This is a genomic window from Photobacterium obscurum, from assembly GCF_026191635.1.
GTDB classification, from domain to species: Bacteria; Pseudomonadota; Gammaproteobacteria; order Enterobacterales; family Vibrionaceae; genus Photobacterium; species Photobacterium obscurum.
Genome location: NZ_JAKRRW010000010.1, coordinates 42556 through 68578, shown reverse-complemented (window position 1 = coordinate 68578; position 26023 = coordinate 42556). Strand labels below are relative to the sequence as shown.

Genomic DNA, 26023 nt, shown 5'->3' with positions numbered 1-26023 from the left:
GATTGAAAGAGTTAGCGTTACAAAGAATCGGTCTTGGTGGTAGCTGTCACTGGTGTACCGAGGCTATTTTTCGATCATTGAATGGCGTAACGCGTGTCTCTCAAGGGTGGTTGAGTTCGGCGGGCGATAACTGTTTCTCCGAAGGAATCGTTATTGAATATGACGAACAGGTCATTGATCTACAAACTGTCATTGAAATTCATTTGCATACCCATAGCTGTACCTCTATGCATGCATTACGTGAAAGGTATCGCTCGGCTGTTTATGTTTTTGAACCAGCACAAAAGCAAGCGGCACAAGAATGTCTTACCACTTTGCAGCAGGAGTTTGAACAACCACTGATTACTCGTGTTCTTGATTACCAAGCCTTTGAACCTTCAAGGGTGCAGATTCAAGACTATTATTATTCCAATCCGCAAAAGCCATTTTGCATTAACCAAATCACCCCTAAATTACAGAAGCTGCTGGAAACGTTTAGCTGTAGAGTTGAACCGGGCAAGAGGGCTGTGATCGAAGATGGCATCAAACAAAAGGGGAGAACAGCAATGGCAGAAGAAAAGGATTATACCGTAGAGCATGACAGAGAAAAGCATGAGTATCGGATGGAAGTCTCACCTGGGGTTTATGCTTTAGTTACTTATCGTGAGGAAGACAATGTATTGCACCTGACTTACTCTGAAGTGCCTTCTTCTATGAGAGGACAGGGGATAGGATCTATCCTGATGGATAAGGTTTTGAGTCAAATTCAATCTGAAGGTTACCGGGTGCTGCCAGTATGCGGCTTTATAAGTAACTATATTGCTGAACATGAAAAATGGCACCCATTGCTAGCAGATTAAAGCTCATCAGAAATTAAAATGGCGAGCTTTTCAGCTCGCCATTTGTTATTAACACCAAAACTAATCGCTTGTTACGTACCAATGATGCCGCCATCAGTACGGTTGACCTTGATGACAGAGGAGCGAGGGATACTATTACCGCCATCCGGGAAATGCGAAGGTGCAAGTTCTTCCCCTGGGTGCTGAACACCCACAAATATGGTCTTTTGGTCTGGGCTGAAAGTAAGACCAGTAATTTCATCGGCTATTGGGCCGGTTAAGAATCGACGCACCTCTCCAGTTACAGGGTCACCATAGAGCGTCTGGTTACCGAATATATACAAGTGACTTCAAGTTTCAGGATACGAGCAGAGGTGTGTTTTGCTGTTCTGCCTTAAACTTATTAAGGGACATCCCTAAGTAGTAAACCCGTTTTCTATTGTAAATAGCAAGGAGGCTAGTAAGTGACCAAACACGCAGTGAAGTACTGGAATGCTTTATCGGAATCGAGCCATAACCGTTGGCAACCTGTTGATGGTACAGATGGAATGATTGAGCAAGTGACGCTTAGCATAGATGATATAACCGGAGACTATACCCGCCTGACTCGTTTTAGAGCTGGGGCTGATACTTCTCCTTATGGCACTTGCCGCCATGCTTATCCGGAAGAGGTGTTTATTGTCTCTGGAAGGTTATATGATCAGGCGAACGAGACATGGTTAGAGCAGGGGCATTACGCCAACCGTTTACCAGGTGAGATTCACGGACCGTTCCTTTGTGAGCAGGAATGTATCGTATTAGAAATTTCGACGCCGAGTCAGGCTTGATTGTTCAGACCTTTGGTAGATATATGGGGCTAAAATCCCATATATCTACGCGAATTAGCACATCAACCTGGTGATACAATCAAGCCGAAAGGTTCAAGTAGTTGCTCTTGTTGCCAGTCACAGATCATGACGCCTTTGAGCTTTACATTTCTAGGGTCAAGTCCGGTTAGATCGACATGGCATAAGTTGCACTCCTCAACATCGAATTGCCCCCATTGCTCTTCGGAAAACTCACCGCGACTTAGATCTGAGCCTTTAAGAGAGGCACCGTACATGTTGGCCCCATTCCATCTATTTTCGAATAAATCACATTTCTCTAATCGCTGGTTTTCAAAGTTGGCATAGGCTAGGTTGCATCCAGTGATATAAACGGAGCAGAAAAATGTATTTTGAGTGATGTAATTACAGAAATTGGTCAGATTAAAATTTGCACCTTTCAAGTTACATGTTCTGAATTCGATACCAAAACACTGGGCTCCGACGAATTGCGCCATGCTCAAATCACATTCTTTGAAACTGGCGTTTTTTAGCTTGGTGTATTCAAAGCTGCAGCCTTCGATATCACCGTGCTCGATGAACTTACAGTCCTGGAATTCTGCATCCGTTAGATCTGCTCGGTCAAAGTTACATCGATAGAAGCTGCACTGCTTAAATTCAGAACCGGAGAGATCGTGTTTTGAAAAGTTTTCTTCAATAAAAGTCTTATCTGAAACAATCATACTTGTTACTTAGTTGCTATGTTTTGAATTAGTTTACTAGGGAAAGTTGTCAAAAAACCAGTCATTAAGCGGTTGATTTTACTTTTATTTTGCACTTTATCAAACACGGCTTTTAAGCGCCCTAGAGGCAGCTAGACGGCGCTAAATATAAAATTTTGCATAGGCGGTCGGGATCGCCCCTCTCAGCGTACTATGGAGATTCTGGTTGAACTGGTGGGTTCTGTGAAAATCAGAACTTAACTATGGGTTTTTATTAACATTTCCTTGATGATACCTTAACTCTTGTAGTGGCTTCAGCCAATTCACTTCTGCGTCAAATTCATTTAAAACGACATCCTCTCCTTTGCACATTTTCCATGAATGGAGCTGGATAGTGACCTTCTGAATTCTGTATCTTGAAGTAGATTGGCTATATGGCGAGTCCTGGAAAAACTGGACAACCGCTAATATGGTTTATGTTGTGTGAACAACGTATCAGTTTGGCACCGATATAGCCGGCTGCCGTTCAAGAGTTCCGTTCATAATCACGGCTAGATAGAACGAAAGGTTTGTTGATTGGTTAGAGCACGAAATATTATTTTGTTGCTATTGTTAATATTTAACTAATTAACCAACAAGAATCGATTAAATATTATCCATTAGCTAGTGATTTCCAATTAAACTTGACACTTCAACCACATAAATGATTTGATCTACATGCTCAAATTTTATTTATAGGACTAAATATTCTTGGCTGAAAGTGTGCCAAGTAGGATTCAAAGATGAGTAAACATGATAAATACAGTATAGATAATACGGATTACACGGTTGGACAAGACAATGTCCAAAAGTGGGGCTTTGATGTCCATAATCCTGTTTTCGGTGTAAGTGCTGGTTTGATAGCCTTGTTTCTGGTTGCTGCCCTGGTCAGCGATCCTGTAACGGCGAAAACGGCCCTTAATGGGGTCAAAAATAGCATTATTAATAATTTTGATGTGCTTTTCCTTTGGTCAGGAAACATTTTCGTCGTCTTCTGCCTGACTTTGATTTTTACGCCATACGGTAAAATTCGTATTGGCGGTCAGGATGCCGAACCTGAGTATTCACGCATGTCTTGGTTGGCGATGTTGTTCGCCGCGGGTATGGGTATCGGCCTGATGTTCTGGAGTGTGGCTGAACCGGTTGCGTATTATACCGGTTGGTATGAAACGCCTTTAGGTGTCGAAGCCAATACCCCTGAAGCGATTAAGGTGGCAATGGGCGCTACTATGTACCACTGGGGTTTCCACCCTTGGGCAATTTATGGAGTAGTCGCTCTTTCACTCGCTTTTTTTGCTTATAACAAGGGCTTGCCTCTTTCTATTCGTTCGATTTTCTACCCGCTACTGGGTGATCGCGTATGGGGTTGGCCTGGTCACGTTGTAGATATTTTTGCTGTTCTGGCAACGCTGTTTGGTCTTGCGACCTCACTGGGCTTAGGCGCGCAGCAGGCGGCGAGCGGTATTGAACATGTCCTTGGTATCAAAAGTGATATTACACTGCAGATTGGCGTGATTGGCGTTGTAACTTTGCTCGCGGTCTTTTCGGTCGCCCGTGGTATCGATGGCGGTGTGAAATTACTAAGTAACCTCAATATGCTGGTTGCCATTGCACTGTTGGTTTTCGTTGCATTGGTTGGTTTTTCCGTTTCGATGGGAACCGTGCCGACAACGGTCGCTGGTTATGTTGAAAATTTTATCCCCCTAAGTAACCCTCATGGTCGTGAAGATGAAACCTGGATGCATGGCTGGACGGTATTCTACTGGGCGTGGTGGATTTCATGGTCCCCATTCGTTGGTATGTTTATCGCGCGTGTTTCGAAAGGACGTACGATCCGTGAGTTTTTGACGGCTGTTCTAATTGTTCCGACCCTCGTTACCATTCTTTGGATGTCGGTGTTTGGTGGTCAGGCGATTGATCAGGTGATCAATGGAGTAGGGTTGTTGGGTGAGAAAGGCCTGACATCTGTGCCGTTGGCAATGTACGAGATGTTTGATGCTCTTCCATTTAGCTCTGCACTGTCGGTGATTGCCATCGTGCTGGTAATGGTATTCTTCATTACATCTTCTGACTCCGGTTCACTGGTAATCGATAATATTACGGCTGGTGGCAAGTTGGATTCACCAATGCCACAGCGAATTTTCTGGGCGGCGATTGAAGGTGCGATTGCGGCGGTGCTACTGTATGTCGGTGGTACGCAAGCTATTGAAGCATTGCAAGCCGGTGCGGTATCTACGGGGCTTCCGTTTACTATTATTCTGTTACTTATGTGCGTGAGCTTAGTAATGGGGCTTTCGACAGAACGTTTTCGATAATACGTAATATCTAAATAGTTAAGTACTAAAAACGCCGCTACTAGCGGCGTTTTTTTATCGGCGTGTTAGCCTTTCTTAGAGAGCTTATTGCCAGATTTCTGAGATCGGGGTATCTGGATCGAAGTGATACGCGATTTGCGCTTGTAGCAGTTCGGCCGTTGCCAAAGCATCGGTTAGGGCATGGTGAGGTTGGTAGGCGGGCAAGCCATAACGTCGTCGTGCTTTACCAAGCCTGACTGATCCCGGTTTTTTTCCCTGTAGTCGATTCAAAAAGCCACCAAAATTGTGTTGTTGTATCGCTGCTTCAATGGCTAGGGTATCAACAACAGGAAAGTGGATACCTTCATTAAGGCGAGTCTTCAAAGCACTATTCATGAACTCTCGTTCAATTTTCTGATAGTGAACAACGACAATTTTTCCGGCTAAGGCATCCAGCACTTTTTCAAGGATCCGCAGTAGGTCCGGCGCATCACTGACATCAGAATCAGTGATACCGTGAATAACAACGGATTCTTCCTCTAGCGGGCGGTGTGGGTTGACTACCCAATGTGCAGATTCGCGACATCGAATACGATGAATGTCGAACGGAACCAACCCGATACTGATAATTTCATCCGTCTTTGAGTCAAGCCCCGTGGTTTCGAAGTCGAGAGCAACGAACGGTACGTCTTTTAGCGGAGTATCACCACTGACCATTTCCGTGGAGTAATAATGTTTCAAACGTGTGTCTTTTGCATTGTTACCCAAGGTAGAAAAAAACGTTGGCCAATCTGGCGTATTACGAGTGTTTAGCAAAGGTCGCATTTTTTTGTCTTGCTTCATAATTAGCGCCTGTTGCCCTGATAGCGAAACTTGATAAAGTTCTGTGCATTACTGAGGATCTGAAATGCGGCCTTGAGGTTTCGGCGTTCGAAATCAGACATATTCTCCGGTTCGATACTGTTATCAGCTTCAATACCAGCCTCGATATCCAACGCTTGATGTCGGATACGCACCATGTAGATAAATTCCATGGCATCGCGCAAGTCTTGTCCTCGGCCCTTGGGTAAAATACCGGCTTCGATAATGTCATCGAGGCGCTCGAACGAGTTTTGTGAACGAGACCCGACAGCCAGTGCATGTACACGGACTAAATCTGCAAGCGGCGCCGTTCCGCGGCGTTTCAGGTTGATTGAGTTGTTGTGGCGGCCATCTTTTTCCATCACAAAGTCTTTGAAAAAGCCAAGCGGTGGAGTTCGGTTGATTGCGTTGCGAGCGAGGCAAGCTAAGAAGCGATTATTTTTACGTGCGCGACGTACAATGAAGCTGTTCAGTTGCTCAGCCCATTTCTCCCGCCCCCAAACACCATCTAAATCAAAGAAGATTGAACTGTTCAGCAGTGCCTGTGGTTTCGGATTGTCAATCCAGTCGGCAAAACAGGTTTCCCAATCCTGGCGTGTTTTACGCCATTCGGGATTTGTTGCCATGATGTCGCCAGTGCAGTAACTGTAACCGCATGCAGCAAGCCCGTCACAAACAAAGGTGGCGAGTTTGTCGAAGTATTCACCGTGTCGGGCTTCGTCGTAGCTATTGTCAAGGATGATAGCATTATCCTGATCGGTGACGATAAGTTGTTCATCACGAGCCATCGAACCTAGTGCGAGGAAACAGTAAGGTACCGGAGGCGGACCATACATTTCTTCCGCGAGTTCGAGTAACCGTTGCTTGAAGCTCCGCCCAATTACCGACATTGCGCTCCCGACCATATGTGCGTTGGCATCTTCATTTACCATACGGACAAAGCAGTCTTTGACTTGTTCCGACAGCACCTGCAATTCATCGACTGTTTGCTGCTGGAAGATGGTACTTACGAGTAACAGGCTATTTTGTGATTCATAGCGAACAATGTCAGTGAGGCCGATTACGCCAATAGGCTGCTTATTGCGTAACACGGGGAGGTGATGCACGTTATAGCGCAGCATGGTCAACATCGCCTCAAAAACATAGGCATTGTGATCCAGTGAAATGACTTCGGTCGTCATTACCTCTGACAGTGGGGTTGAGACATCAATACCACTCGCGAGTACACGGGTGCAAAGATCGCGATCTGTGATAATCCCGACCAAGTGTTCACGGTCTTCATCGTCGTCGGAAGCTTCAGGATCGGTGACCAGTAATGACGAGGTACTTTCTTCCGCCATCGTCTGCGCGGCGATTTGAATTGTTTCGTCTTTGGGAATTAAAAGCGGATCACGCGTGAGCAAGGTACGTACTTTTGACGTAGTAAGATCGTTAGCGTCGGTATGGGTCGAAACCACACTGCGAAGACGGGCGCTGTCTTCCACCTCGACAAAGTCGGCAAAAGTATCGAACTCTTCATACAGGCTGTTAAAAACATCTTCGGGAATGCAGTAAAGCAATGTATCTTCGATTGCTTTGGCGGGCATACGAACCCGGTTGTTCATCAGCAGTCCCATCTGGCCAAAGAGCGAGCCTTCGTCAATTCGGTTATAGAGTTCACCTTTACGGCGGTATATTTCTACTGTTCCACTACGGATCAGGTAAAGGTCATGGATATCGTCACCGAAGTTAAGGATCATATTACCGGCGCGGTAGTAGGACACTTCAATCTGTAGTGCGACTTGCTGTTGCTTTTCTTCAGGTAAGTTATCAAAAGGAGGGAACTGGCTGATAAAGCTTAATATTTCGAGCTGTTCTGCTTCCATCACAAGATCCGTATATCGGGAGTTATAGTGGGATTAGTATACAGGGGTTAGAGTCTACATGCTTTTACATTCAGGCTGTTACAAAAAGAACGATTAAAAAGCCACCGCTATAGGGGGGGGATTCTTCCTCAAGGTACTTTTTCATAAGGCTACTTTGATTGTAAGCGATTTTAGGCGCTAAATGTTTAAGCCCCACAAAATATCTGTTGGAGTAGCTGATTCTGATGACGGCAACCTGTTTTGTGCAGAATACTCTTTATTTGCGACTTGGTCGTTTCTTTTGATACCCCGCGTATGGCCGTGATTTCGCTACCATCATAGCCCTGAGCTAATAGGGCGACGATATTGTGCTCAGCTTGAGTCAGGCTGCCGGGTAATTTCATGATGCCTTTGGCTATAGAAGGGGAGCCATAAATACTCTCGAGTGTGTTTCTCGCGATGAAGAACTGGCTCCAAGGGATCATGGCCTGAAGCAGTTTTTGCATGACCTCTTTGCTTTTAGGAGAGAATGGCTGGCAATAGCGATGAAAGGTGATAGCCAAAGCCTGATCGGGCGCAATAGGGCATAAGCCACTAATTGAGTGGCGTATAGCTAGGCGCGGGATCATTTCTTCAACAAACCAACTGTCATCTATTCGTTTTAGCGGCAACATTTCTTGCAGAGAGACCATCTTCCCTGTGAGTGAGTGGCTCAAATAATGCTGGAGATAGACATCATCATCGGCATGGCGAAGATAAAACTCAAAATCGTTGTCATCAATCCCATGGTGGAGTACCCATTGCTTGCCGCGTTTCGGTGGAGCACCGAGAAAGAACAGACTTAGATCTGCGCCAACATACCGGCCGATATCTTGGACAACACGATTTAAATCGTCAGTCGATTGACCAGCTTCTAGTAATTCTTTCACCCAGTACTGAACCCGTTCCATGGATTTCTCCCAGTATTAATAGAGCTATTACTCATTAGAGTTGTTGAATAATGAGTACATTGCAAAAAATCATTTATGATATGTGATCTTTATCTGAAGTATTGCTATGCTGAGTCAGCTTGCATTCAGTATTAGCAGGCGGCTCCGAGGAGGTTTCTATGATGTATTCAGAGAAGGAAATGAATTAACATTCAATAATGATAATACTGAAATAATATTTAACGGATTTATGTAATGTCGCTGAGCCTTAATTCGCTATTGAAGGTATTTAAGCTCCTTCACATTGTTGGTCTCATGGGGCTTGCTATTTTATTTGCAACTGATTTGGGGCAGACAGTGAATGGAATGGTTGTTATTAGTAGCCTGTTAGGGCTTGGGGGAGTGATGATTTCACCTTTTCCTGTCGCCATCTTTATCCAGTGGGCGAGTGATTCTAAACAAAAGGATTTATAACAAGAATATGAAGTTCATTACTTGCACTTTTGATTTACATGCCGCCGCGATCCTGGATATTTTCAATGACGCTATTCTCAATTCAACGGCCTTATACGATTACCAACCTCGTACTATGGGCAATATGGCTGAATGGTTCGAATTAAAGGATAAAGCCCATTACCCGGTAGTTGGAGTTGTTGACAATAATGGTCAACTAATGGGTTTTGCTAGCTATGGCCGTTTTCGTGAGCAGCCAGCCTTTAAATATACAATTGAGCACTCAATTTATATCCACCATGAATTTAGAGGGAAAGGGCTAGCGAAGGAACTAATGAGCAGGCTGGTCTTGAAGGCAAAACAGCAAGATTATCATGTGATGATCGGTGCAATTGATCTTGAAAATAAGGGAAGTATTTTACTGCATCAAAAACTTGGCTTTACCCATACGGGAACTATTAACCAAGCAGGGTATAAATTTGGGCGCTGGTTAGATTTAGGACTTTTTCAGTTAATATTGAATACGCCAATATCTCCCGTTGACGGTTAAGTATTATTATAACCGCAAGCTTTATGCTTTTAAGCTTAATACTCTGATTTTTATACTTGTTTACCTTGTGTAGTGATAGTGTGATCCTATCATGAAATCATTATGTTGGATTGATTTCATATTTGATGAGGTACATTAGAGCTTCTACTCTTCATTATTCCATTTGCAACGGAAATAATAACAATGAAGAGATTGACTAAGGGAATTATTACGGCATTAGCAACACTTTCCTGTTCTGCTAATGCAGCAGTTGGTGAACACCCCGTTATTTTGATCCATGGCTTTCAGGCAGGCCAACTTCAAACTAAACCCGATAGCTTGGAAGTGGAAACAGACGGTGCGGCCTATTGGCGTGATTACTGGTTGGCAAAAGCTGATGACCGTATTGACTGGCCATCTCACGAGCGGGTAGCAGGTAAAATCTCAACGGATTACATCTGGCCGAAATTACAAGAGCTGTCACGAAAGCAGACTTGTTTAAAAGGGTGTATTTTCGTTACCCATTCAACCGGTGATCTTGTTGCTCGATATATGATCGATAATCAGGCCAACTGGCTTGAAAATTCCGGCCTTCAGCCTTTAAACATTATTGCCACTTTTGATTTTGCTGGGGCCGGTGGTGGTTCTGAATTGGGTGATTTAGCGATTAACGTCGCAGAAGGCAGTGGGTGGATTAATGCCGGCCTTAAGTCGGCTATCAAGCTGTGGTTAGGGGAGATTCCCGACAGCAAGAATACGGGTGTATTGAATGACCTGAAGGTAGCCAATGCAAGGCAACTTTCTCCTATGCCAGAGGGGCGGGTTCCCCGGGTGCGTTTCACCGGAGATGGTTCAGATTTTTTCCAATTGACCGCGGGCTTTCTGCCTGGGCACGATGACGGTGTTGTTGCCAGTCATTCAAGCTGTGGAGCTAGCCGCGCCGGCGACTTTAATAGCTGTTCGGTAAGTATTGCTTATGATGGTAAGTTAGCCCCACAGTCCAATGGGGTCAGTGACTTTATGCCTGATCATTATCCGCTACTGATGGGCGAGGGTTACAGTCATGGCGGTTTGATTAGCAATGCTTACAGCGGGCAGGTAACCGCGGCTAAGCCACAGGTGATGCTGACAAATGGTAAGGCGTTAACTGTAAATAGTACCGATGAAAAGTACTGGTTGACCGGTTATTACTATCGCTACGTGGATGGTTCTGAAAACCAAACCATGTCCCAGCTGGCCACTGAACTGCTTAACTAGGTGTACGGCATCGAGGGAGTCAGCTGGCTCCCTTTATTCTTTGGTTGTGATTAGTTAGTGAAGCTTATGAATAATAAAAAACGGGTGATATTAGCTGTGGTCGCGGGTACTGCAGCTCTAAGCACGGTTTTGGTAACCCAACAGAATGAACCGTCAGAACAAGTTCAAGAGGCTGATGTTAAAGCTGTGAAACCTGTGCTGGTTGAACCTAAAATGATGCCGGAAAGACCACTGGAGAAGGAAATCAACCATTCAGATCTGCCGGATGGAATGAAAGTGGTCGATGAGCCTAAACGGGAGCCATTGGCCCAACAGCTTGAAGTGATTTCGCAGGCCTATGCAGCTGAAATTAAATATCCGCCATATTCAAAACCAATTACAGAGAATAACCTGAGCTATCTTGAACCTAACTATTACAGTGCTGTTGACGTACCGGTACTCGATGGTAGTGAAACAGCCTCGTTATCTTTGGAAAAGTATCGTTATCTCTACCCCGAGACCGTCACAGTGTCACTAAATTCAAGGCTGGCGGTCAGTAATATTAAGTTTGAGTTCTACGAGCCAACGACCCAGCAGGTATTGACGACTAAACAAACAGATACCAAGTCGATCACAGTTAAGCCTGAAGAGAGCTGGCCGCAGGAAATCAGGGTAAAAGCGACTACTGATTTTGAACAGGGCACCGATGTATTAACTGCTGATTTTACTTTTTTTGTACCAACTGCCTATCTTGTGTCGGTGGGAGCCCCCTCTTCTGAAGGGGCGGATATGGTGCTCCCACTTAACTTGGACATCAAACAAGCAGGAATTTACCGGGTGAGGGCGAATCTGTTCACTCTTGAAGGCAGGGCCGTAGCGGCACTTAACAGCAAAGCAAAGCTTGGTGATGGGGAGCAAGTGATGAACCTAAAAGTGCATTCGAGTGTACTGGCAGGCACTGAGGGAGATTACCAGCTCAAACATTGGGTGATCGAAAAAATGTCCGGTTTTCCCGGCGAGAAAGCCTGCTATGGCACGAGCCCGTATGACACGATTTCTCTTGAGCCCTTTGATCTGCACACATTAAGCTATGAGCCTTACACGCCGAGTCCTGAAGAGCAGCAAAAATTGGAATTTTTACGCCAAGCTTCCATGAAGTAAATGTCTCTGACGCGACATCGCTTATTTCAACAGGTAATGTCGCGTTTCAATCACTTACTCAAATGAGATGCGTGAAAACGTATATGTTCCTCGATAAAACTCGCAATAAAGTAATAGCTGTGGTCATAGCCTTCTTGGAGCCGTAGCTCCAGCGGATAGCCACTTTCTTGAACTGCCGCTCTAAGTACCTCTGGCCTTAGTTGCTCACCCATAAACTCATCAGCGTCGCCTTGGTCAACAATAGCCGGAACAAACGTGGTTGCCTGTTTGATTAACTCGCTGGCGTCATATTTCAGCCAGTCATTCGGGTTGCTACCGAGGTAGGTCGTAAAGGCTTTTGTCCCCATGGGCAGTTAATGGGGTTGCTGATGGGGCTAAAAGCCGATACCGACTGGTAACGATTTGGATTTCGTAAACTGATAGTCAGAGCGCCATGTCCCCCCATAGAGTGCCCGGCAATTGAGCGCTTGTCGGAGACAGGAAAAGACGCTTCGATGAGGTGCGGTAACTCTTCGAGAATATAGTCATACATTCGATAATGCTTGCTCCATGGCTCTTGGGTGGCATTGATATAAAAGCCAGCACCTTGGCCCAAATCATAATCGTCATCATTAGCCACGTCTTCACCTCTAGGGCTGGTATCGGGTGCTACGACAGCAATGCCAAGCTCAGCCGCAACACGGTGAGCGCCTGCCTTTTGCATGAAGTTCTCATCAGTACAGGTGAGGCCGGAAAGCCAATAAAGTACCGGAACCTTGTGAGTTTCAGAGGCCTGAGGCGGCAGAAAAATGGCAAACCGCATATTGCAGCCTAAGACGTGTGAGTAATGACTGTACTGTTTATGCCATCCGCCAAAGCTCTTGTTAACACAAAGGTTTGTTATCATGATTCATCCTAGTCATTGCTGGTGAAGATGTGGCTAATCGTTGTTAACTGTCTTAATTCATTTATCGAAATGGATAACAGTACGGATACTTTCACCTTTGTGCAAAAGGTCGAATGATTTGTTGATATCATTCAAGCCCATCGTGTGGGTGATAAAGTCATCAAGTTTGAATTCACCTTTCAAATAGCGCTCAACATACTCTGGAAGCTCTGAACGACCTTTAACGCCACCAAAAGCGGATCCGCGCCATACGCGACCAGTTACTAACTGGAACGGACGGGTAGAGATTTCTTGACCGGCACCAGCGACGCCGATAATGACCGACTCTCCCCAGCCTTTGTGGCAGCACTCGAGGGCTGAGCGCATCACATTGACATTACCGATACATTCGAAGGAATAATCGACGCCACCATCGGTTAATTCCACAATGACTTCCTGAATAGGCTTGTCATAGTTGTTCGGGTTAATACAATCAGTCGCGCCAAGCTTCCGGGCTAGTTCGAATTTGCTGTCATTGATATCAATTGCAATGATCCGAGAGGCTTTTGCCATCGTTGCACCAATGATGGCAGACAGGCCAATCCCCCCCATGCCGAAGATGGCAACTGTTGAGCCTTCCTCAACTTTGGCAGTATTCATTACTGCGCCCATCCCAGTAGTCACGCCGCAACCTAGCAGGCAGACTTCTTCCAGCGGGGCTGATGGATTCACTTTAGCCAATGAAATTTCAGGTAACACAGTGTATTCAGAGAATGTTGAGCAGCCCATGTAGTGGAAAATGGGCTCACCGTCTTTATAGAATCGAGTCGTGCCATCTGGCATTAACCCCTTACCTTGTGTCTCCCTGATTTTCTGACACAAATTGGTTTTACCTGATTTGCAATATTTGCATTCACCACACTCTGGGGTATAGAGCGGGATCACGTGATCACCCACCTTAACGCTGGTTACCCCTTCACCGACCTGCTCGACAATACCACCTCCTTCATGACCGAGGATGCATGGGAAGATCCCTTCAGGGTCTTCCCCCGATAATGTGAAGGCATCAGTATGACATACCCCAGATGCGAGGATTTTTACCAAAACTTCACCTTTCTTCGGTAGCATGACATCCACTTCTTCGATGGAAAGTGGCTGCTTGGGTCCCCAGGCAATGGCGGCTTTTGATTTGATAAATTGATCAGACATATATGTTCTCACTGTTAGGACTGACGGTAGAAGGTCTTGTTAATAATAGGCAGTAATTTCTTTGCTGTGAGCCTTTTTCCACTCAAGTAAGTATGTGATATCCAGAACTTTGTCAGCACGAGGTTAATCCTGCTCAAGAAACCATCAACTGATCCGTCATATGCGCGAACGTATTGATTTTCATTGAAGTTATGAAGAATTAATCCATAATACTGGTTATTTATCCAGTTAAAGAGACAACGGCTGTCTTAGAGCAGTATTACGCTTGTGAGTAGGCGGTCTTGTTCAGTGTGAAGACTTGTGGCTAATTTCAAAATGCATCTTGGATCGGCTGCTTTAACCAGTAGTTTGGCGGCCACTGCATTATTATCAGCGGGGCACATCGTTCCGATCACGGCCTTGTGGCTGATGTTTCTAGGCACAATGGGTGGGTTGTTGCCAGATATTGATTCAGATAACTCCACCTCGATGAGCACCTTGTTCAGGCTATTCGGTGGGTTAATTACGTTTAGTTTTGTCGGGCATATCTATCGTATGGTCTCGATGCTTGAACTGATCGTTTACGCTTCGTTTTGCTATTTTACGATACGGCATAATTTCAAGGCGTTGCTGGAAAAAATAACGGTACACCGAGGATGTTGTCATTCTCTGGCTTTTATCTTTTTATCAGGTATTGGTTGCGTCTCTCTGATCTATTTACTCGGATACAGTGAAATGACGAGTTGGTTATCAGGCTTGTTTTTGACTGGCGGCGGTATTGTGCATTTATTGCTTGATGAAGCGTACAGCGTGGATTTGGCAAACCGAAAAATTAAAATGTCGTTCGGCTCGGCCCTTAAGCTATGTTCCAATCGCAACCCGGTGATTAGTACTCTGCAATTTATATTGATTGGTGTACTGGTTGTGCAGAGTCCGCCATGGGCTGATACCTGGCATCAATTGACCAATTGGAGTGATTTTAGGTTAAAGCCTGACTGGTTAAACAGGGATGATTTCGTTGATTTTTTTGATGGTGTTGTTGAGTCGACAACGAATGCCATAAAACCTCGATAGAAAACATAGCTAAGTTTGCTGGGTGAATGAACATCGAGTAGGGTGAGCTGGGTGATGGTTAGGTACGCAAGTTGTGGTTATCGTAAACATCGTTAATGATTGATAATCATGTGGTACTTCACAATTCTCATTACGTTATGAACTATGATTATAAAAATGCTGGAAATATAACTTGTTGATATTATGGATAAATAAAATAGTATTGAATTTATAATATCCTGATGTGGTCATGTTGATATCAATTATCATTTAACTTGTTGATGATAATCAATATTTCAGCGTTGAGCCGTGCTAGAGTCTTTAGAATTTTGTTCGAAAATAGAAGGCTTATAGGCTGATTCATGCTGTTCAATCTCAATAACATCTCTGTACGGAAGCAGGTTTTACTTCCCGTTATTCTTATCTGTCTTATTATGCTGGTGGCATTTCTGGTGGTGACTAAGGAGTCTCGCCAACAACGAGCCTCATCACATGACGTCACGTTTCGTTCCTTGTCCGAAAAGAGCATTGCCCAAGATGTCATGGAAAATTCCTATCAGGTCCGAGTCAGTGCCATTTACAGCCTTTACGATCAAACGGTTTTAGCTAATCTAGATCAAGCCGTTAACGCTGGTTTTGAGGAAAACAATCAGCTTCTTGACCAGTTGAATCAAAATAATTATCTGGCGAATGATGTACGAAATATCCGTGAAAAGATGGTGAACTATCAGCGTTTCATTAACCAGGAACTTAAGCCTTTTGTAGCTCGAAAAAATAAAGGAGTTAGTACGGTCGCTGATGAAGAAAAGCTAGCCTCTCGATTCCGCTTGGTGGGTAGTGAGTTGATTGGCGCTATTAACCAGTTATCGGAGTCGGTAGAAGCCAGCGTAGAAATTGAACTCAACCAAGTGGAAGCTGATTACCGTCAGATGATGAAAGGCGTGATGGGGGTGATGGCCGTGATTGTGGCGATAGGGCTGATCATTGCCTGGTATCTATCTGGGCTTATTGTTAATCCGATTACGCTTGTTCGCGATGCGCTGCGCAAAGTTGCCCAAGGAGATCTTTCGGTACGCACGGATGAGCAAGGCAACAATGAAATTAGCCAGCTCAACCGTGATCTTAATCAGACTCTGGTGAAGCTGCAGGATACGATTGGCTCGCTTAATCGTATTAGTGAAGAAGTGGCTTCCGCATCAACAGAACTGGCTGAAGTGATGGTTTCTGCACAGAATAATGCACAAAGTGAGCTGAGCGAGATTGAACAGGTCGCTTCAGCGGTTAATGAATTGTCTAGCACTGCGGAGAATGTCAGTGGAAATGCTTCAGAAGCAGACACTTGTGCCAAGCAAAGCCATAAAATGGTGAATGAAGGATTGAATGTTTTTGCTCAGAGTGAACAAGCTAACCGTGATACATCTGCCAAAATGGCAGAGGCCGCTCAAGTTGTCACTCACCTACGCGAGCAATCAGAGCAAGTGAGTAAAGTGATTGAAGTGATTCAGGCTATTTCGGAACAAACCAACCTACTGGCACTGAATGCAGCCATCGAAGCAGCCCGAGCCGGTGAATCTGGCCGTGGTTTCGCCGTCGTTGCAGATGAAGTGAGAATGTTAGCCGCACGTACCCAGGATTCAACCCGTGAAATCCAGACAATCATTGAAGATCTGCAAGCTCAGTCAGCCAACGCCAATACCGGTATGCAAGAGTCTCTTAAGATGCTGCAAGAATCAGAGCAGCTGACAGGGCTTGCCAATGAAGTTCTGGGCGGTATTACCGATGCGATGGATATGATTGGGGATATGAATACTGAAGTGGCCGCTGCCGCGGAGCAACAGTCGCAAGTTACTCAGAGTATCAATCAGAATGTGGTGAACATGTCTGAACTAGTGAACCAGAATGTGGTGGGGATCAGCCAAAGTGCAACGGCGAGTGAAGAGCTGTCGCGTTTAGCCGAGCAGCAACGTAAGCAGCTGGCATTTTTTCGCTGTTAACCACTTACCATGAGCTAGCCTACCAGCAGGCAGAATGTCGATTAGGGATCTGAATAGGTCCCTTTTTTATTACTCAAATCCTACCTTATATCTTTGAATTCATGAGCTTGATCATGGATTGGAAACTCTCTTTTGCTCCGTTGAACACTTATCCCCCGAACGGGGGATGCCGCTATCTGAAGTTAGTTCTATAACCACCCATAAAGCTGTGTAATTAACGGTTTGGTCAGCAAGCTCTCTAGCTCATTTGACGGCAGGTTGTGGGAGCACCTTTATCGTAGAGAAGAGATACAAGGAACAGTATGATGAAACGACATCCTCTCGCTATCGCAGTAGGGCTGGGTACCTTACTGATGCTAGCTGGTTGCGGTGATGACAGTAGCGATAATGTCACTGTCGATCCCCCGCAGCCAAACCCTCAACCCCAAACGACCATGAGTGTGACAGCCATTGATGGTTACCTCAATGGTGCACTGGTTTGGCTTGATCTTAATAAGAACTTCGTACTGGATGGTGATGAGAAGGGGCAGGTCACCGGCGCTGGCGGCAAAGCTGAACTTGATGTTACCGGAATAGAATCCCCTGAAGCTTTCCCGGTGGTTGTTAAGGCTATACCTGGCGAAACCATTGATGAGGACTCGCCGGATAAGCCTATTACTACCGGTTTTGTGATGTCTGCGCCAGCAGGCGAAACTGAAGTCACACCATTATCGACGCTTGTTCATATAAAAATGGTAAGCGACAACACGATGACCCAGGATGAAGCACGTCAATCTGTCGCTGAAGAGCTTGGCATTAGTGAAGATGATGTACTGGGTGACTTTATTGAGAGTGATAAGGCCGAGGTAGCAAAAAAAGCATCGTTAATTGTGAAAGCTGAGGTCTTGCCTAAGACCCCAGAAGTGTTTGATACCGAAGATCTACAACAGGCTTATGATGCCACCAAGGAGTTGATAAAAGAAGTACAAGACGGGGAGACCGTTATTGTCACCGAAAACGGTGTAGTAAAAGCAACAGATGATGATGATGACGATGACGATGGTCATCCAGATACGGATGATGCGTTTCCCAATAATGATCAGGAATGGCGAGATCTAGATGGCGATGGTATTGGTGATAATGCTGATACTGACGACGATAACGATACGTATCTCGATGAGAATGATGCCTTCCCGCATGATGCTGAAGAATGGCTTGATTTCGATGAGGATGACATCGGCGACAATGCTGATCCTGATGATGATAATGACACTTACCTAGATAGTGAAGACGACTTCCCGAAAAATGCTGAAGAGTGGGTCGATGCAGACGAAGATGGTTATGGTGATAACCTAGCCGATAAATTCCCGGCTGATAAAACGGAGTGGGCAGATACCGACGGTGACGATGTTGGTGACAATAGCGATAAGTTCCCGACAGACGCTAATGAATGGGCAGATGCTGATGAGGATGGCTATGGTGACAACTTGGCCGATCAGTTCCCTGATAATGCTGAAAAAGCTGTTGCTGATGTGACCTCTTCATCACAAACAACTGGCCCGGTGATGGTTCATTTGCTCAGTGATGTGCGTGAGTTGATAAGCAATACGAATGTATTGATTGAAACATTAAATAACGGGGATATTCGAACCACTAAATCAATCTCATATTCGATAGCCGCAACAGGACGTTATTTTGGAGAGGAACAAGAAACTGATTTACTGCACCAGTCCGGTGACTTCAGCCGAATTTCTAACTGGGAGTATGATTTTAACCAGGATGGACAGGTAACGTTTGAAGGAAAGGCACTGGATCTCGGTACCCGGACGCTACAGGGTGAAACCTACTGGCGTTATGTCGATGAAGATGAAGCAGAGCCGGAGGGCGGCGATAATGGTCCAGCTCCTCGTGAATACGATGACCTGGACTTAGTGGCTCAGATAGATGCGAGGGATTTGACTGGTGTTGATATTATTCAGTACGTTAATGTTACTCGTGAGCTAGTAGATACTACAGAAACGATCACCACAAACGTCAAGCAATATCCGCTGAACGGTTTCGATTTTGATGCCGAGGAGTATTTCCCTGAATACCAATATCAATCAGCAGCCACCTACAACAACGATACGTTGGCTTACTTTGAGGAGGAGCGGGACTGGAATGTCGATGGTTTAGCAAACGTCAGCTTCCAGTTAACTATTAACAATGAACCAGGCTATACCTTCGCCTACCAGCGTCCGATATGGGCAAACCCCCACAGTGCTGATTTTGAAGAGTACTCACATTATACCTATGTACAGGGCAAAGCAGGTGAACTTGGTCCGCAATGGTATGAAGTTAATCGGCAGGTCAACTGGCAAGATGGCCTAAAAACAACGCTTCAGTCTGGCAAGCGATATTTGCTTGATGAGACCGACGGACGACACCTTAAGTTGGTTAATGAGACAAATCCTGATGGGGTGCTATTTAGTCAGTACCAGACTCTAGACCGCGAAGTCAGTGAGTTTGAAGTGGTCGAGACATCCAATTGGACGATGTTTGCGATAGATGATAGCTACTTTGGCCAAGACCGTGAAAACTTCACTGTATTGGCAGATGATATGGGACAGGATTATAAGATTTTCCAACGCTTGGATAACGGGATGTGGCTCGGACACCGATTCTCTGAATGGGGAAGTCAGAACGTCGTTGACTTAGCGGGCCAGGTTGAGGCGCTTCGAGCACAAAACTATGAGCTGGCCCAGATAACAGCGGCAGAGCTGCCGGGGTTGAGCGACTATGACGGCAAAATCTTAACCTCATCATTCCGTATTGATGAAAACGGACAACCGGTAACCTGGCATTTCATTACCAACCATCCGGTAATAACAGGCAGTGAAGACGGTAGTTACCAGCTATTGGATATTACCCTCACTAATAATGGTATTAAAGAGGGCTGGTTGGTTAACGATAACGGCGTTGGCACTATCGTTATTTCGGTACCGTTTACCGATGATCCTTGGGATTGGTATAACGCCTATTGGCGCATGATGGTCGAAGCGGATAGTCTCAACGTTAATCAGGAAATGAAGACCTATAGTTGGACCAGTTGGCTTGGAGAGTTCTACCTTGATCAAGCGCAGGCAAATGCTCGTGCTGAAGAGCTGGGGGTCGGAGTCAAGGAGTACACTGTATGTTCAGAAGGCGACACGGGTTGGGATGAGGAAAATGATATTCCACTGGATAGCCCTAGTTATCAAGATTTCTTGGCTAGTGCAAATTCCTGCCAGTATGAGCCAGCTACTCTTGCAGATGTCGGAGGTTCTGAAATCTACCGTCTGAACGGCCGTAATGAACTTCGCCACTGGGTGTTCAACGAAGATGGTACCGGGCAGTATTTCAGAAATGGTTACCCGGACGGTGAGTTTAGCTGGGTGATTAACGCTGATGGTGTTGTGGTGGTGGACTATGGCAATGGAGATCTTGATTATTTTGCTTACGTAAGTAGTGATGATGAGCGTATCAGCTTCAAGCTTTACAGTGAGTGGACGGAAGATGAGCAACCGCTGACAGATATCTGGTCTTCTGGTTTTACGTTTGCCCGGCCTGAAGACTATACCGTTCGTAGCTGTAAAGTTGATATTCCAAATGCGACAGAGGAAGACTTCACCAATGCGATTCAGTCATGCGGTGGTCATTACGTTGTAACCGAAGAGGATGCTGCGGAAATTGCCAAGACCATGTTTGTTCGTATTCGTGGGGCTGGTGATACGCGGGCCTATCAGTTCAACGCCGATAACTCCGTTACCTACTATCGCGCCGGTGAAAAACTGGAAAGTGCCACCCGTACCTGGGCTCGGACGGATGAAGGTTATCTGAAACTCATCTGGGATAGTGGCAATCAAGATGAATATATGTTGTTGGCTAACCTGCTGTACTCCGATGATCAAAGCAGCTTCGTGACTTATGATGTTTATCAGGAAGATAACGAGCTGATTCGTGAAGTTTGGAGCTTTGTGTTCCGTGAGTATGACGATGAAGCGATAATGGGGTGTAAAGAGGGGGATAGCTCTTGGAGTGAAGAGAACGATCAACCTTCTTCATTTAACCGTATCTCGGATTACTATGACGCGGTTGAGCAATGCCTTGTTAAAACTGATGACCGAGTGCTGAAGTTTACCGAAGATATGTTGGTTGGTAAGAATGATAAGACGTCGTTATGGTCAATCACTGTATTCAACGGCTACGACAATGACGGTAATCCGATTTATGAGGAAGACGAGCAGATACGATTCAGTCCAGATAGAACGGGTGCTTTCGTAGATGCTGAGGACGGGGATTTTGGCTTTAATTGGGAAATTACCGATGGCCAGTTAGTTTTGTCACTAACCCATAACGAATACCTCGGTTCGTCTGAAGTTGTTTCTCTTGTTGAAACAGACGGTGAATATTTCGCTGCGAAGTCTTTCTGGATTGATACGTCTGGAGAGTGGAGCAATCCGGCACCTGCGGAAGGCGAGGGTGAGATATTTGGTTATATCCTGAAGCAAATTAGTAAGGAATAAACGTAAAATTAACCGAAGTTTTGTGACTTAATAGCAATATCCCCCTATCACTTGTGGTAGGGGGATATTTTATGTTCTAGAAGTTAGAACCTAATGTCAGCCAGGGTAATACGATGGTGATGCCAGTACGAATAGTAACGGGCATAGAGGATTTGTTAGGGGGCGGAAGCAGCATACTGATCAATTTCCCTTCTCTGGCCATGAATTGTGGATTGAACTCATGGCCTTAGAATAGAGAGAATTAATGACGCATTATTTTGGAGTTGGTTTTCTCCGGGTGTTTCAGCAAATGGGTATGCCTGTTTGTTGCCGTTTGTGCCATATCGCCAATGATTCGGCCTAAGTCAGAAGTATCTAAGCACTCTACAATGAGGGGCTCCCGCCTCAGATTGACACCTAACTCATAGTGGCACTCTCTTTCCGGATAGAAATCTATGTCTGATTCCCTAAATTTTTTACTCTCAGTAATTTCATTGAACATTGAAGCAACGGTGTAGCAGAAGACATCGTAAACGTCGTTAGTGCTTCTGGCCATGTTGATTTTGTTTCTAAAATCAGGAGCATAATTTTTTTCCAGCTTGGAAAATGAAGTGTTAGAGGTCATACATCCTCCTTGTGACTGTCTGTTGGCTCCATTTAACTATAGGACGCAAGCATATCTCGTCAATCTAGCCACGAATATCGAGCGATACGGTGAACTTGATTACTTGGTTAGTCTTTTATATTACCCTAGTGACCTCAGTGCCTGCGTAGCGACTGAAGCTACTCGGAGATAGCCAATTACCAGAGGTGCTTAACTGTAAACACCCCAGTCTCTTTTGACGAACCAGTTAGTTGGCCAGGTAATAAACTCGTCTGGTGAAAACTCGTCATTTAAAACTTCCATCGCAACTACACGTTCAGGGAGCAGCGATAAAATATGGTGTCGTTGGTCACTGTTGTAGTCCCAAAGGTGATACCTGTCAGATTGATTATGCGCTAATCGCCTGGGACCGAAATCCATTGGCGCACAGACTTTCGTCAACTCTTTACCGTCTTCTTTAGAAATATAAGTTAATCGGATTTTTTTCTTATCTTGGATAGCATGAACAAAATAGTCCTGATACATGATCGTACACTCCCAATGTATGTGTTATCTATTGCATATCGTAAATGAGGGCAGTACGAAAAACTGAGAGAATACTCTAAAAAGTGCCATAGACTAATGTCTGTTCTACGTGGCCCTTAAATGCGTGTCATTGCTTGGGCATATTATCGTCTATTATGAGTAAGATATGCCCCAACGGCGAAACTAGCTAATCGTAATGCTAGGAGTTGTCCTGATGCTAGATATTGATGCCCGAAAAGTCGTAGAGGAAATTAAATTCTATATTTCTAAATTGGCAGATGATCAAAATAAAAGTTGTGTGGTACTAGGGCTTAGTGGGGGAATTGATTCTGCGGTGTTAGTGACGCTCATCGCCCGTAGCATTGGGCCTGAACGGGTTAAAGCGTACTTTCTGAAAGATCGTGATAGTGAAAAAGAATCTGAAGTTAATGCTCGTAAGATGGCAGACTGGCTGGGTGTTGATCTCAAGGTGCAGGATATCTCTCCGGTAATGGAGGAAAAAGGGATATACACCCCGTTGATTATGCGATTAAGCACAATGGCTCCATCTTTGAATCGCTTTCTATTGCGTATGTATTTGCTGATTTTCCGAGAAACCCCGTTTATATCATCACTTAAAGCTGGCTGCGAACATGTCCAGCGGAACCTTCTTAATCGCATGATATATAAGCTGCTTACTGTCCATCTTGAAAAGAGCTTTATAGCGCGGCATATCTACCGCCGAGAGGTTATTGAAAAAGCTGCAACAGATTTAAATGGCCTGGTATTAGGAGCGGGTAACTGCTCAGAGTTTCTCGTCGGGTGGTTTGTGAAAGGAGGGATCGATGATTTACCAATTCAGCCTATGCGGGGCTTATACAAATCCCAGATATGGCAGTTAGCAGAGTACCTTGAGCTTCCTCTTAAAATTCGCCGGCAGGTACCATCTCCGGATATGATGAGGGGGATCACTGATGAGTTTGGTATCGGAATGCACTATCGACGACTAGATGAAATCCTCGATTATATTGACAGGGGGATGAATGACAGTGAAATTCATGCTTGTGGGGTTACAGACAAAGAAATTAAGTATGTACACGACATTCGTAGATTTTCAGATTGGAAGCGAAGCTCTTCCCACATTAAACCACCTGTAAGTGGCGGTGCAGGGAGTCCGTTTAGGTGCAATGAAAATAGTATCAATGAAGATTAAAATCTAACTAAGAGAAGAGTCTTTTATTAGTGTGATTTCTCCGCTCTCTTCGATATATCTTAGTTTGTACGACGAGTTTTTAAATGTGTAAGTGCACATATTACCATTTCCCGAACCTGATATTTCTATTTCGTCATCGCTAAACGTTAAACTGGAATCGGGCAGTAATTTACTAAAAATCACGTCACACTTTTGAATCTCTTCGCTAATTCTGGGGTAGCCGTATTTATTGAAATGAAGGTTATAAATCGTATATCCCCAATCACCGCCTTCCAGACCGTCAGTAGTTCGTTCACCATCAATCATCCATTTGCTATGGAACAGGGTGACTGCTGACTGGAATGAGCCTTTAAGGCTCAAATAGGCTGAGTCTCTAGCATCATCTTGAATATTTAGAAATCGAGGGGCAGCAGTAACCGAAATTATGCCCAGCAGAACAATAACAACAACTAATTCGATTAACGTAAACCCACGCTGATACTTCATTAATTCAACTTCCCTGATGCTACCGTTCTCTCAACATATTATAAATATTATGCATATTTATCACGAAGGATGTGAATACTAACACATAACTTGAGTCTATGTAATTTGATGTGGGTATAATTTTTGTGATTGCATAATGATTGTGCAATTTTATTTACTGATGCATCAATAAATATTACTCTTAATATAGTTAAGGATTAGCTGAACTATTATCTAACCTGATAATAGTTAGAGCGTTATATCACGCTGTGAACTAATAGGCAGAATGTGCAGCCCCATATATATATAGTTATTTCTTTTATTTATATATTGATTTAAGGATTAATATGGCGTTCCTACATTCTTTCTCGGGGAATCGCACTCGCTGTAATTGCATCGCTCTTTTGTTCGCGGCGTTATGCTCGACCGGTTCGGTGGCATCTTCGGCAATGACACAAGAGCTGCCATCTGGTGAAGACTGGTTGAATCATGTGAAACAAGGACTTCAACCATACTGGATGATGGAAACCGCGCAAGGCATTCCGATGGGTAACTTCCCGACATTTCGCTGCGATGATGGTAGTGTTCTAAATGTTAACCAACCCTGTTCGGAGTTAGATAAGTCGTGGATCAGCCCCTATTTTGACCGTGATTACACGCGTATGAAATCACGTCAGATATATGCCTATGGTGTGATTTATCATCTAACCGGAAATGAAGACGCACTGAAACTGGCAAAATCCGGTGTCGAGTATTTATTGACACACTTACGAGATAAAAAACATGGTGGCTTTGTTACCTTTACAAAAGATGGGGAACCAGGCTTAGAATGGCAGCAAAGAACTACTCAGGATCAAGCTTATGCAATTGTTGGTCTGGCTTTTTATTATTATCTCACCAGAGATCCTGTGGTTGAACAGGCATTGATCGATCAACAGAAATTTATTTTTGACCATTATAAAAATACAACAACTAATGACCTGTTGTGGGTGATAAAAGACGGTGATGAGCAGAGTAGCAAGCAACGAGAGCTGGTAGCCCAGCTTGACCAGATTAACGGATATTTGCTGCTATTAACGCCGTTAATGCCAAAGTCGGTGCAGCTGAAGTGGCGAGAGGACCTCTATTGGCTAACCGATCAGATGGTTAAGCAGTATTATTCTGAAGATGAGCAACGCTTTTATGGGGCAGTTCATCATAAGGCCGTTATGATGCCGGATGCGAGGCATAATGATTACGGGCATACTATTAAAGCGTTCTGGATGACGTATTTAGTTGGACGTTATTTTGATCAGCAAGGGTGGCAGGCGTTGGCTAAACAAGGGATGCGAACCACATTAGAGCGTGCCAGTTACTTAATGCCAACTGAGCAAGCGAAACCATATCTTTCTCAGTCGTTGTTTAGTCAGTGGCAAGGTCTTGATGGCGTGCCAACATGGAAAGCCGGTAAATATAATTATTATATTTCATCATGGCAATGGGCAGAGTTGGACCAAGCCGCAATGACGGTTAATTTATTTGATAGGTCAATGACCAATCAGCTCTATTATACGCAAAATCAATTTATGGATGTCTGGGTTGATCACCAATACGGTGGTGTAGGGCTTGAGCCAAAACGAACCAAGGCGTTTCACTGGGGTAATGGTTATCATCAGTTTGAACATGCACTCGTTGGTTACCTGACAGCGAGACAATGGCATAATAAATCTGCGCAGTTATATTTTGCAATGCCGAGTAACTACAGCGGAAAAATTGAGCCTTATTATTACCAAGGTGATATTGAGTCGCGTAAAGAGCTTGGGAAGCTAGCAGGGTTTAATGGGTTGAAAAAACAGCTTATCAGCTTTACTAATGTTACCCCGTAATACCTGTAAATAAATTAGCGGTATATTTTTTCGAATCCGCCACCACTTATTCAGATTGGTACCATAGGAAAGTTAATAACT

At 44.6% G+C, this 26023-nt stretch carries 20 protein-coding genes and 2 pseudogenes; 12 read left to right on the top strand and 10 right to left on the bottom strand.

Annotated elements, in window-relative coordinates:
• Positions 1-2: 2 nt before the first annotated feature.
• A complete protein-coding gene (locus MD588_RS13970) occupies positions 3-839 on the top strand; it encodes a GNAT family N-acetyltransferase (RefSeq protein ID WP_265697973.1) in 837 nt (278 codons plus the stop codon).
• 71 nt (positions 840-910) lie between these two features.
• Here MD588_RS13970 and MD588_RS13965 read toward each other — a convergent pair.
• Positions 911-1147 (bottom strand): annotated as a pseudogene (locus MD588_RS13965) (alkaline phosphatase PhoX); the annotation flags it as partial.
• 135 nt (positions 1148-1282) lie between these two features.
• Between MD588_RS13965 and MD588_RS13960 the strand changes: the two are divergent.
• The gene (locus tag MD588_RS13960) at positions 1283-1645 is read left to right on the top strand and encodes a cupin domain-containing protein (protein ID WP_265697972.1); all 363 of its coding nucleotides are present in this window, start codon (positions 1283-1285) and stop codon (positions 1643-1645) included.
• Between the two features lie 62 nt (positions 1646-1707).
• On the opposite strand, the gene MD588_RS13955 is transcribed toward MD588_RS13960, so the two are convergent.
• On the bottom strand, positions 1708-2364 hold the full coding sequence (locus tag MD588_RS13955) for a Qnr family pentapeptide repeat protein (protein WP_265697971.1): 657 nt from the start codon (positions 2362-2364) through the stop codon (positions 1708-1710).
• A 761-nt stretch (positions 2365-3125) separates the two neighbouring features.
• Here MD588_RS13955 and MD588_RS13950 point away from each other — a divergent pair.
• Complete coding sequence (locus MD588_RS13950) at positions 3126-4697, top strand: BCCT family transporter (protein ID WP_265697970.1); 1572 nt, start codon at positions 3126-3128, stop codon at positions 4695-4697.
• Positions 4698-4781: 84 nt separating this feature from the next.
• Here the strand turns inward: MD588_RS13950 and MD588_RS13945 are convergent, their stop codons facing one another.
• From MD588_RS13945 to MD588_RS13935, 3 genes are all read right to left on the bottom strand, one after another.
• Positions 4782-5519 (bottom strand): 3'-5' exonuclease, encoded by a 738-nt coding sequence (locus tag MD588_RS13945; protein ID WP_265697969.1) that lies wholly within the window; start codon positions 5517-5519, stop codon positions 4782-4784.
• Between the two features lie 2 nt (positions 5520-5521).
• A complete protein-coding gene (locus tag MD588_RS13940) occupies positions 5522-7402 on the bottom strand; it encodes a DUF294 nucleotidyltransferase-like domain-containing protein (RefSeq protein ID WP_265697968.1) in 1881 nt (626 codons plus the stop codon).
• 185 nt (positions 7403-7587) lie between these two features.
• Positions 7588-8331 carry a helix-turn-helix transcriptional regulator gene (locus tag MD588_RS13935; protein WP_265697967.1) on the bottom strand — a complete coding sequence of 248 codons (744 nt, stop codon included), beginning with the start codon at positions 8329-8331 and terminating at the stop codon, positions 7588-7590.
• Between the two features lie 234 nt (positions 8332-8565).
• Here MD588_RS13935 and MD588_RS13930 point away from each other — a divergent pair, with 234 nt between their 5' ends.
• From MD588_RS13930 to MD588_RS13915, 4 genes are all read left to right on the top strand, one after another.
• Entirely contained in the window at positions 8566-8784 is a 219-nt protein-coding gene (locus MD588_RS13930) for a hypothetical protein (protein ID WP_265697966.1), read from the top strand.
• 7 nt (positions 8785-8791) lie between these two features.
• Positions 8792-9313 carry a GNAT family N-acetyltransferase gene (locus MD588_RS13925; RefSeq protein ID WP_265697965.1) on the top strand — a complete coding sequence of 174 codons (522 nt, stop codon included), beginning with the start codon at positions 8792-8794 and terminating at the stop codon, positions 9311-9313.
• Between the two features lie 183 nt (positions 9314-9496).
• Positions 9497-10549 (top strand): hypothetical protein, encoded by a 1053-nt coding sequence (locus MD588_RS13920; protein WP_265697964.1) that lies wholly within the window; start codon positions 9497-9499, stop codon positions 10547-10549.
• A gap of 66 nt (positions 10550-10615) precedes the next feature.
• Positions 10616-11689, top strand: coding sequence for a hypothetical protein (locus MD588_RS13915; RefSeq protein ID WP_265697963.1), 1074 nt, complete (start codon positions 10616-10618; stop codon positions 11687-11689).
• A 50-nt stretch (positions 11690-11739) separates the two neighbouring features.
• Here MD588_RS13915 and fghA read toward each other — a convergent pair.
• Positions 11740-12578, bottom strand: a pseudogene (gene fghA, locus MD588_RS13910) (S-formylglutathione hydrolase).
• 54 nt (positions 12579-12632) lie between these two features.
• Positions 12633-13763, bottom strand: a complete 1131-nt coding sequence (locus tag MD588_RS13905; RefSeq protein ID WP_265697961.1) for an S-(hydroxymethyl)glutathione dehydrogenase/class III alcohol dehydrogenase — start codon at positions 13761-13763, stop codon at positions 12633-12635.
• Between the two features lie 300 nt (positions 13764-14063).
• On the opposite strand from MD588_RS13905, the gene MD588_RS13900 reads away from it, so the two are divergent.
• The 3 genes from MD588_RS13900 to MD588_RS13890 all read left to right on the top strand — a co-directional run bounded on the left by MD588_RS13900 (position 14064) and on the right by MD588_RS13890 (position 21312).
• Positions 14064-14816, top strand: a complete 753-nt coding sequence (locus MD588_RS13900; protein ID WP_265697960.1) for a metal-dependent hydrolase — start codon at positions 14064-14066, stop codon at positions 14814-14816.
• A 341-nt stretch (positions 14817-15157) separates the two neighbouring features.
• Entirely contained in the window at positions 15158-16789 is a 1632-nt protein-coding gene (locus tag MD588_RS13895) for a methyl-accepting chemotaxis protein (RefSeq protein ID WP_265697959.1), read from the top strand.
• 305 nt (positions 16790-17094) lie between these two features.
• The gene (locus tag MD588_RS13890; RefSeq protein ID WP_265697958.1) at positions 17095-21312 is read left to right on the top strand and encodes a hypothetical protein; all 4218 of its coding nucleotides are present in this window, start codon (positions 17095-17097) and stop codon (positions 21310-21312) included.
• Between the two features lie 241 nt (positions 21313-21553).
• Here the strand turns inward: MD588_RS13890 and MD588_RS13885 are convergent, their stop codons facing one another.
• A complete protein-coding gene (locus MD588_RS13885) occupies positions 21554-21916 on the bottom strand; it encodes a hypothetical protein (protein ID WP_265697957.1) in 363 nt (120 codons plus the stop codon).
• Positions 21917-22105: 189 nt separating this feature from the next.
• Positions 22106-22420, bottom strand: a complete 315-nt coding sequence (locus MD588_RS13880) for a hypothetical protein (RefSeq protein ID WP_265697956.1) — start codon at positions 22418-22420, stop codon at positions 22106-22108.
• 214 nt (positions 22421-22634) lie between these two features.
• Here MD588_RS13880 and nadE point away from each other — a divergent pair, with 214 nt between their 5' ends.
• The gene (nadE, locus tag MD588_RS13875; RefSeq protein WP_265697955.1) at positions 22635-23612 is read left to right on the top strand and encodes an NAD(+) synthase; all 978 of its coding nucleotides are present in this window, start codon (positions 22635-22637) and stop codon (positions 23610-23612) included.
• A 3-nt stretch (positions 23613-23615) separates the two neighbouring features.
• Here nadE and MD588_RS13870 read toward each other — a convergent pair whose 3' ends face one another.
• The gene (locus MD588_RS13870; RefSeq protein ID WP_265697954.1) at positions 23616-24098 is read right to left on the bottom strand and encodes a type II secretion system protein; all 483 of its coding nucleotides are present in this window, start codon (positions 24096-24098) and stop codon (positions 23616-23618) included.
• A gap of 428 nt (positions 24099-24526) precedes the next feature.
• Between MD588_RS13870 and MD588_RS13865 the strand changes: the two genes are divergently transcribed.
• Positions 24527-25942 (top strand): AGE family epimerase/isomerase, encoded by a 1416-nt coding sequence (locus MD588_RS13865; protein ID WP_265698079.1) that lies wholly within the window; start codon positions 24527-24529, stop codon positions 25940-25942.
• Positions 25943-26023: the final 81 nt, after the last annotated feature.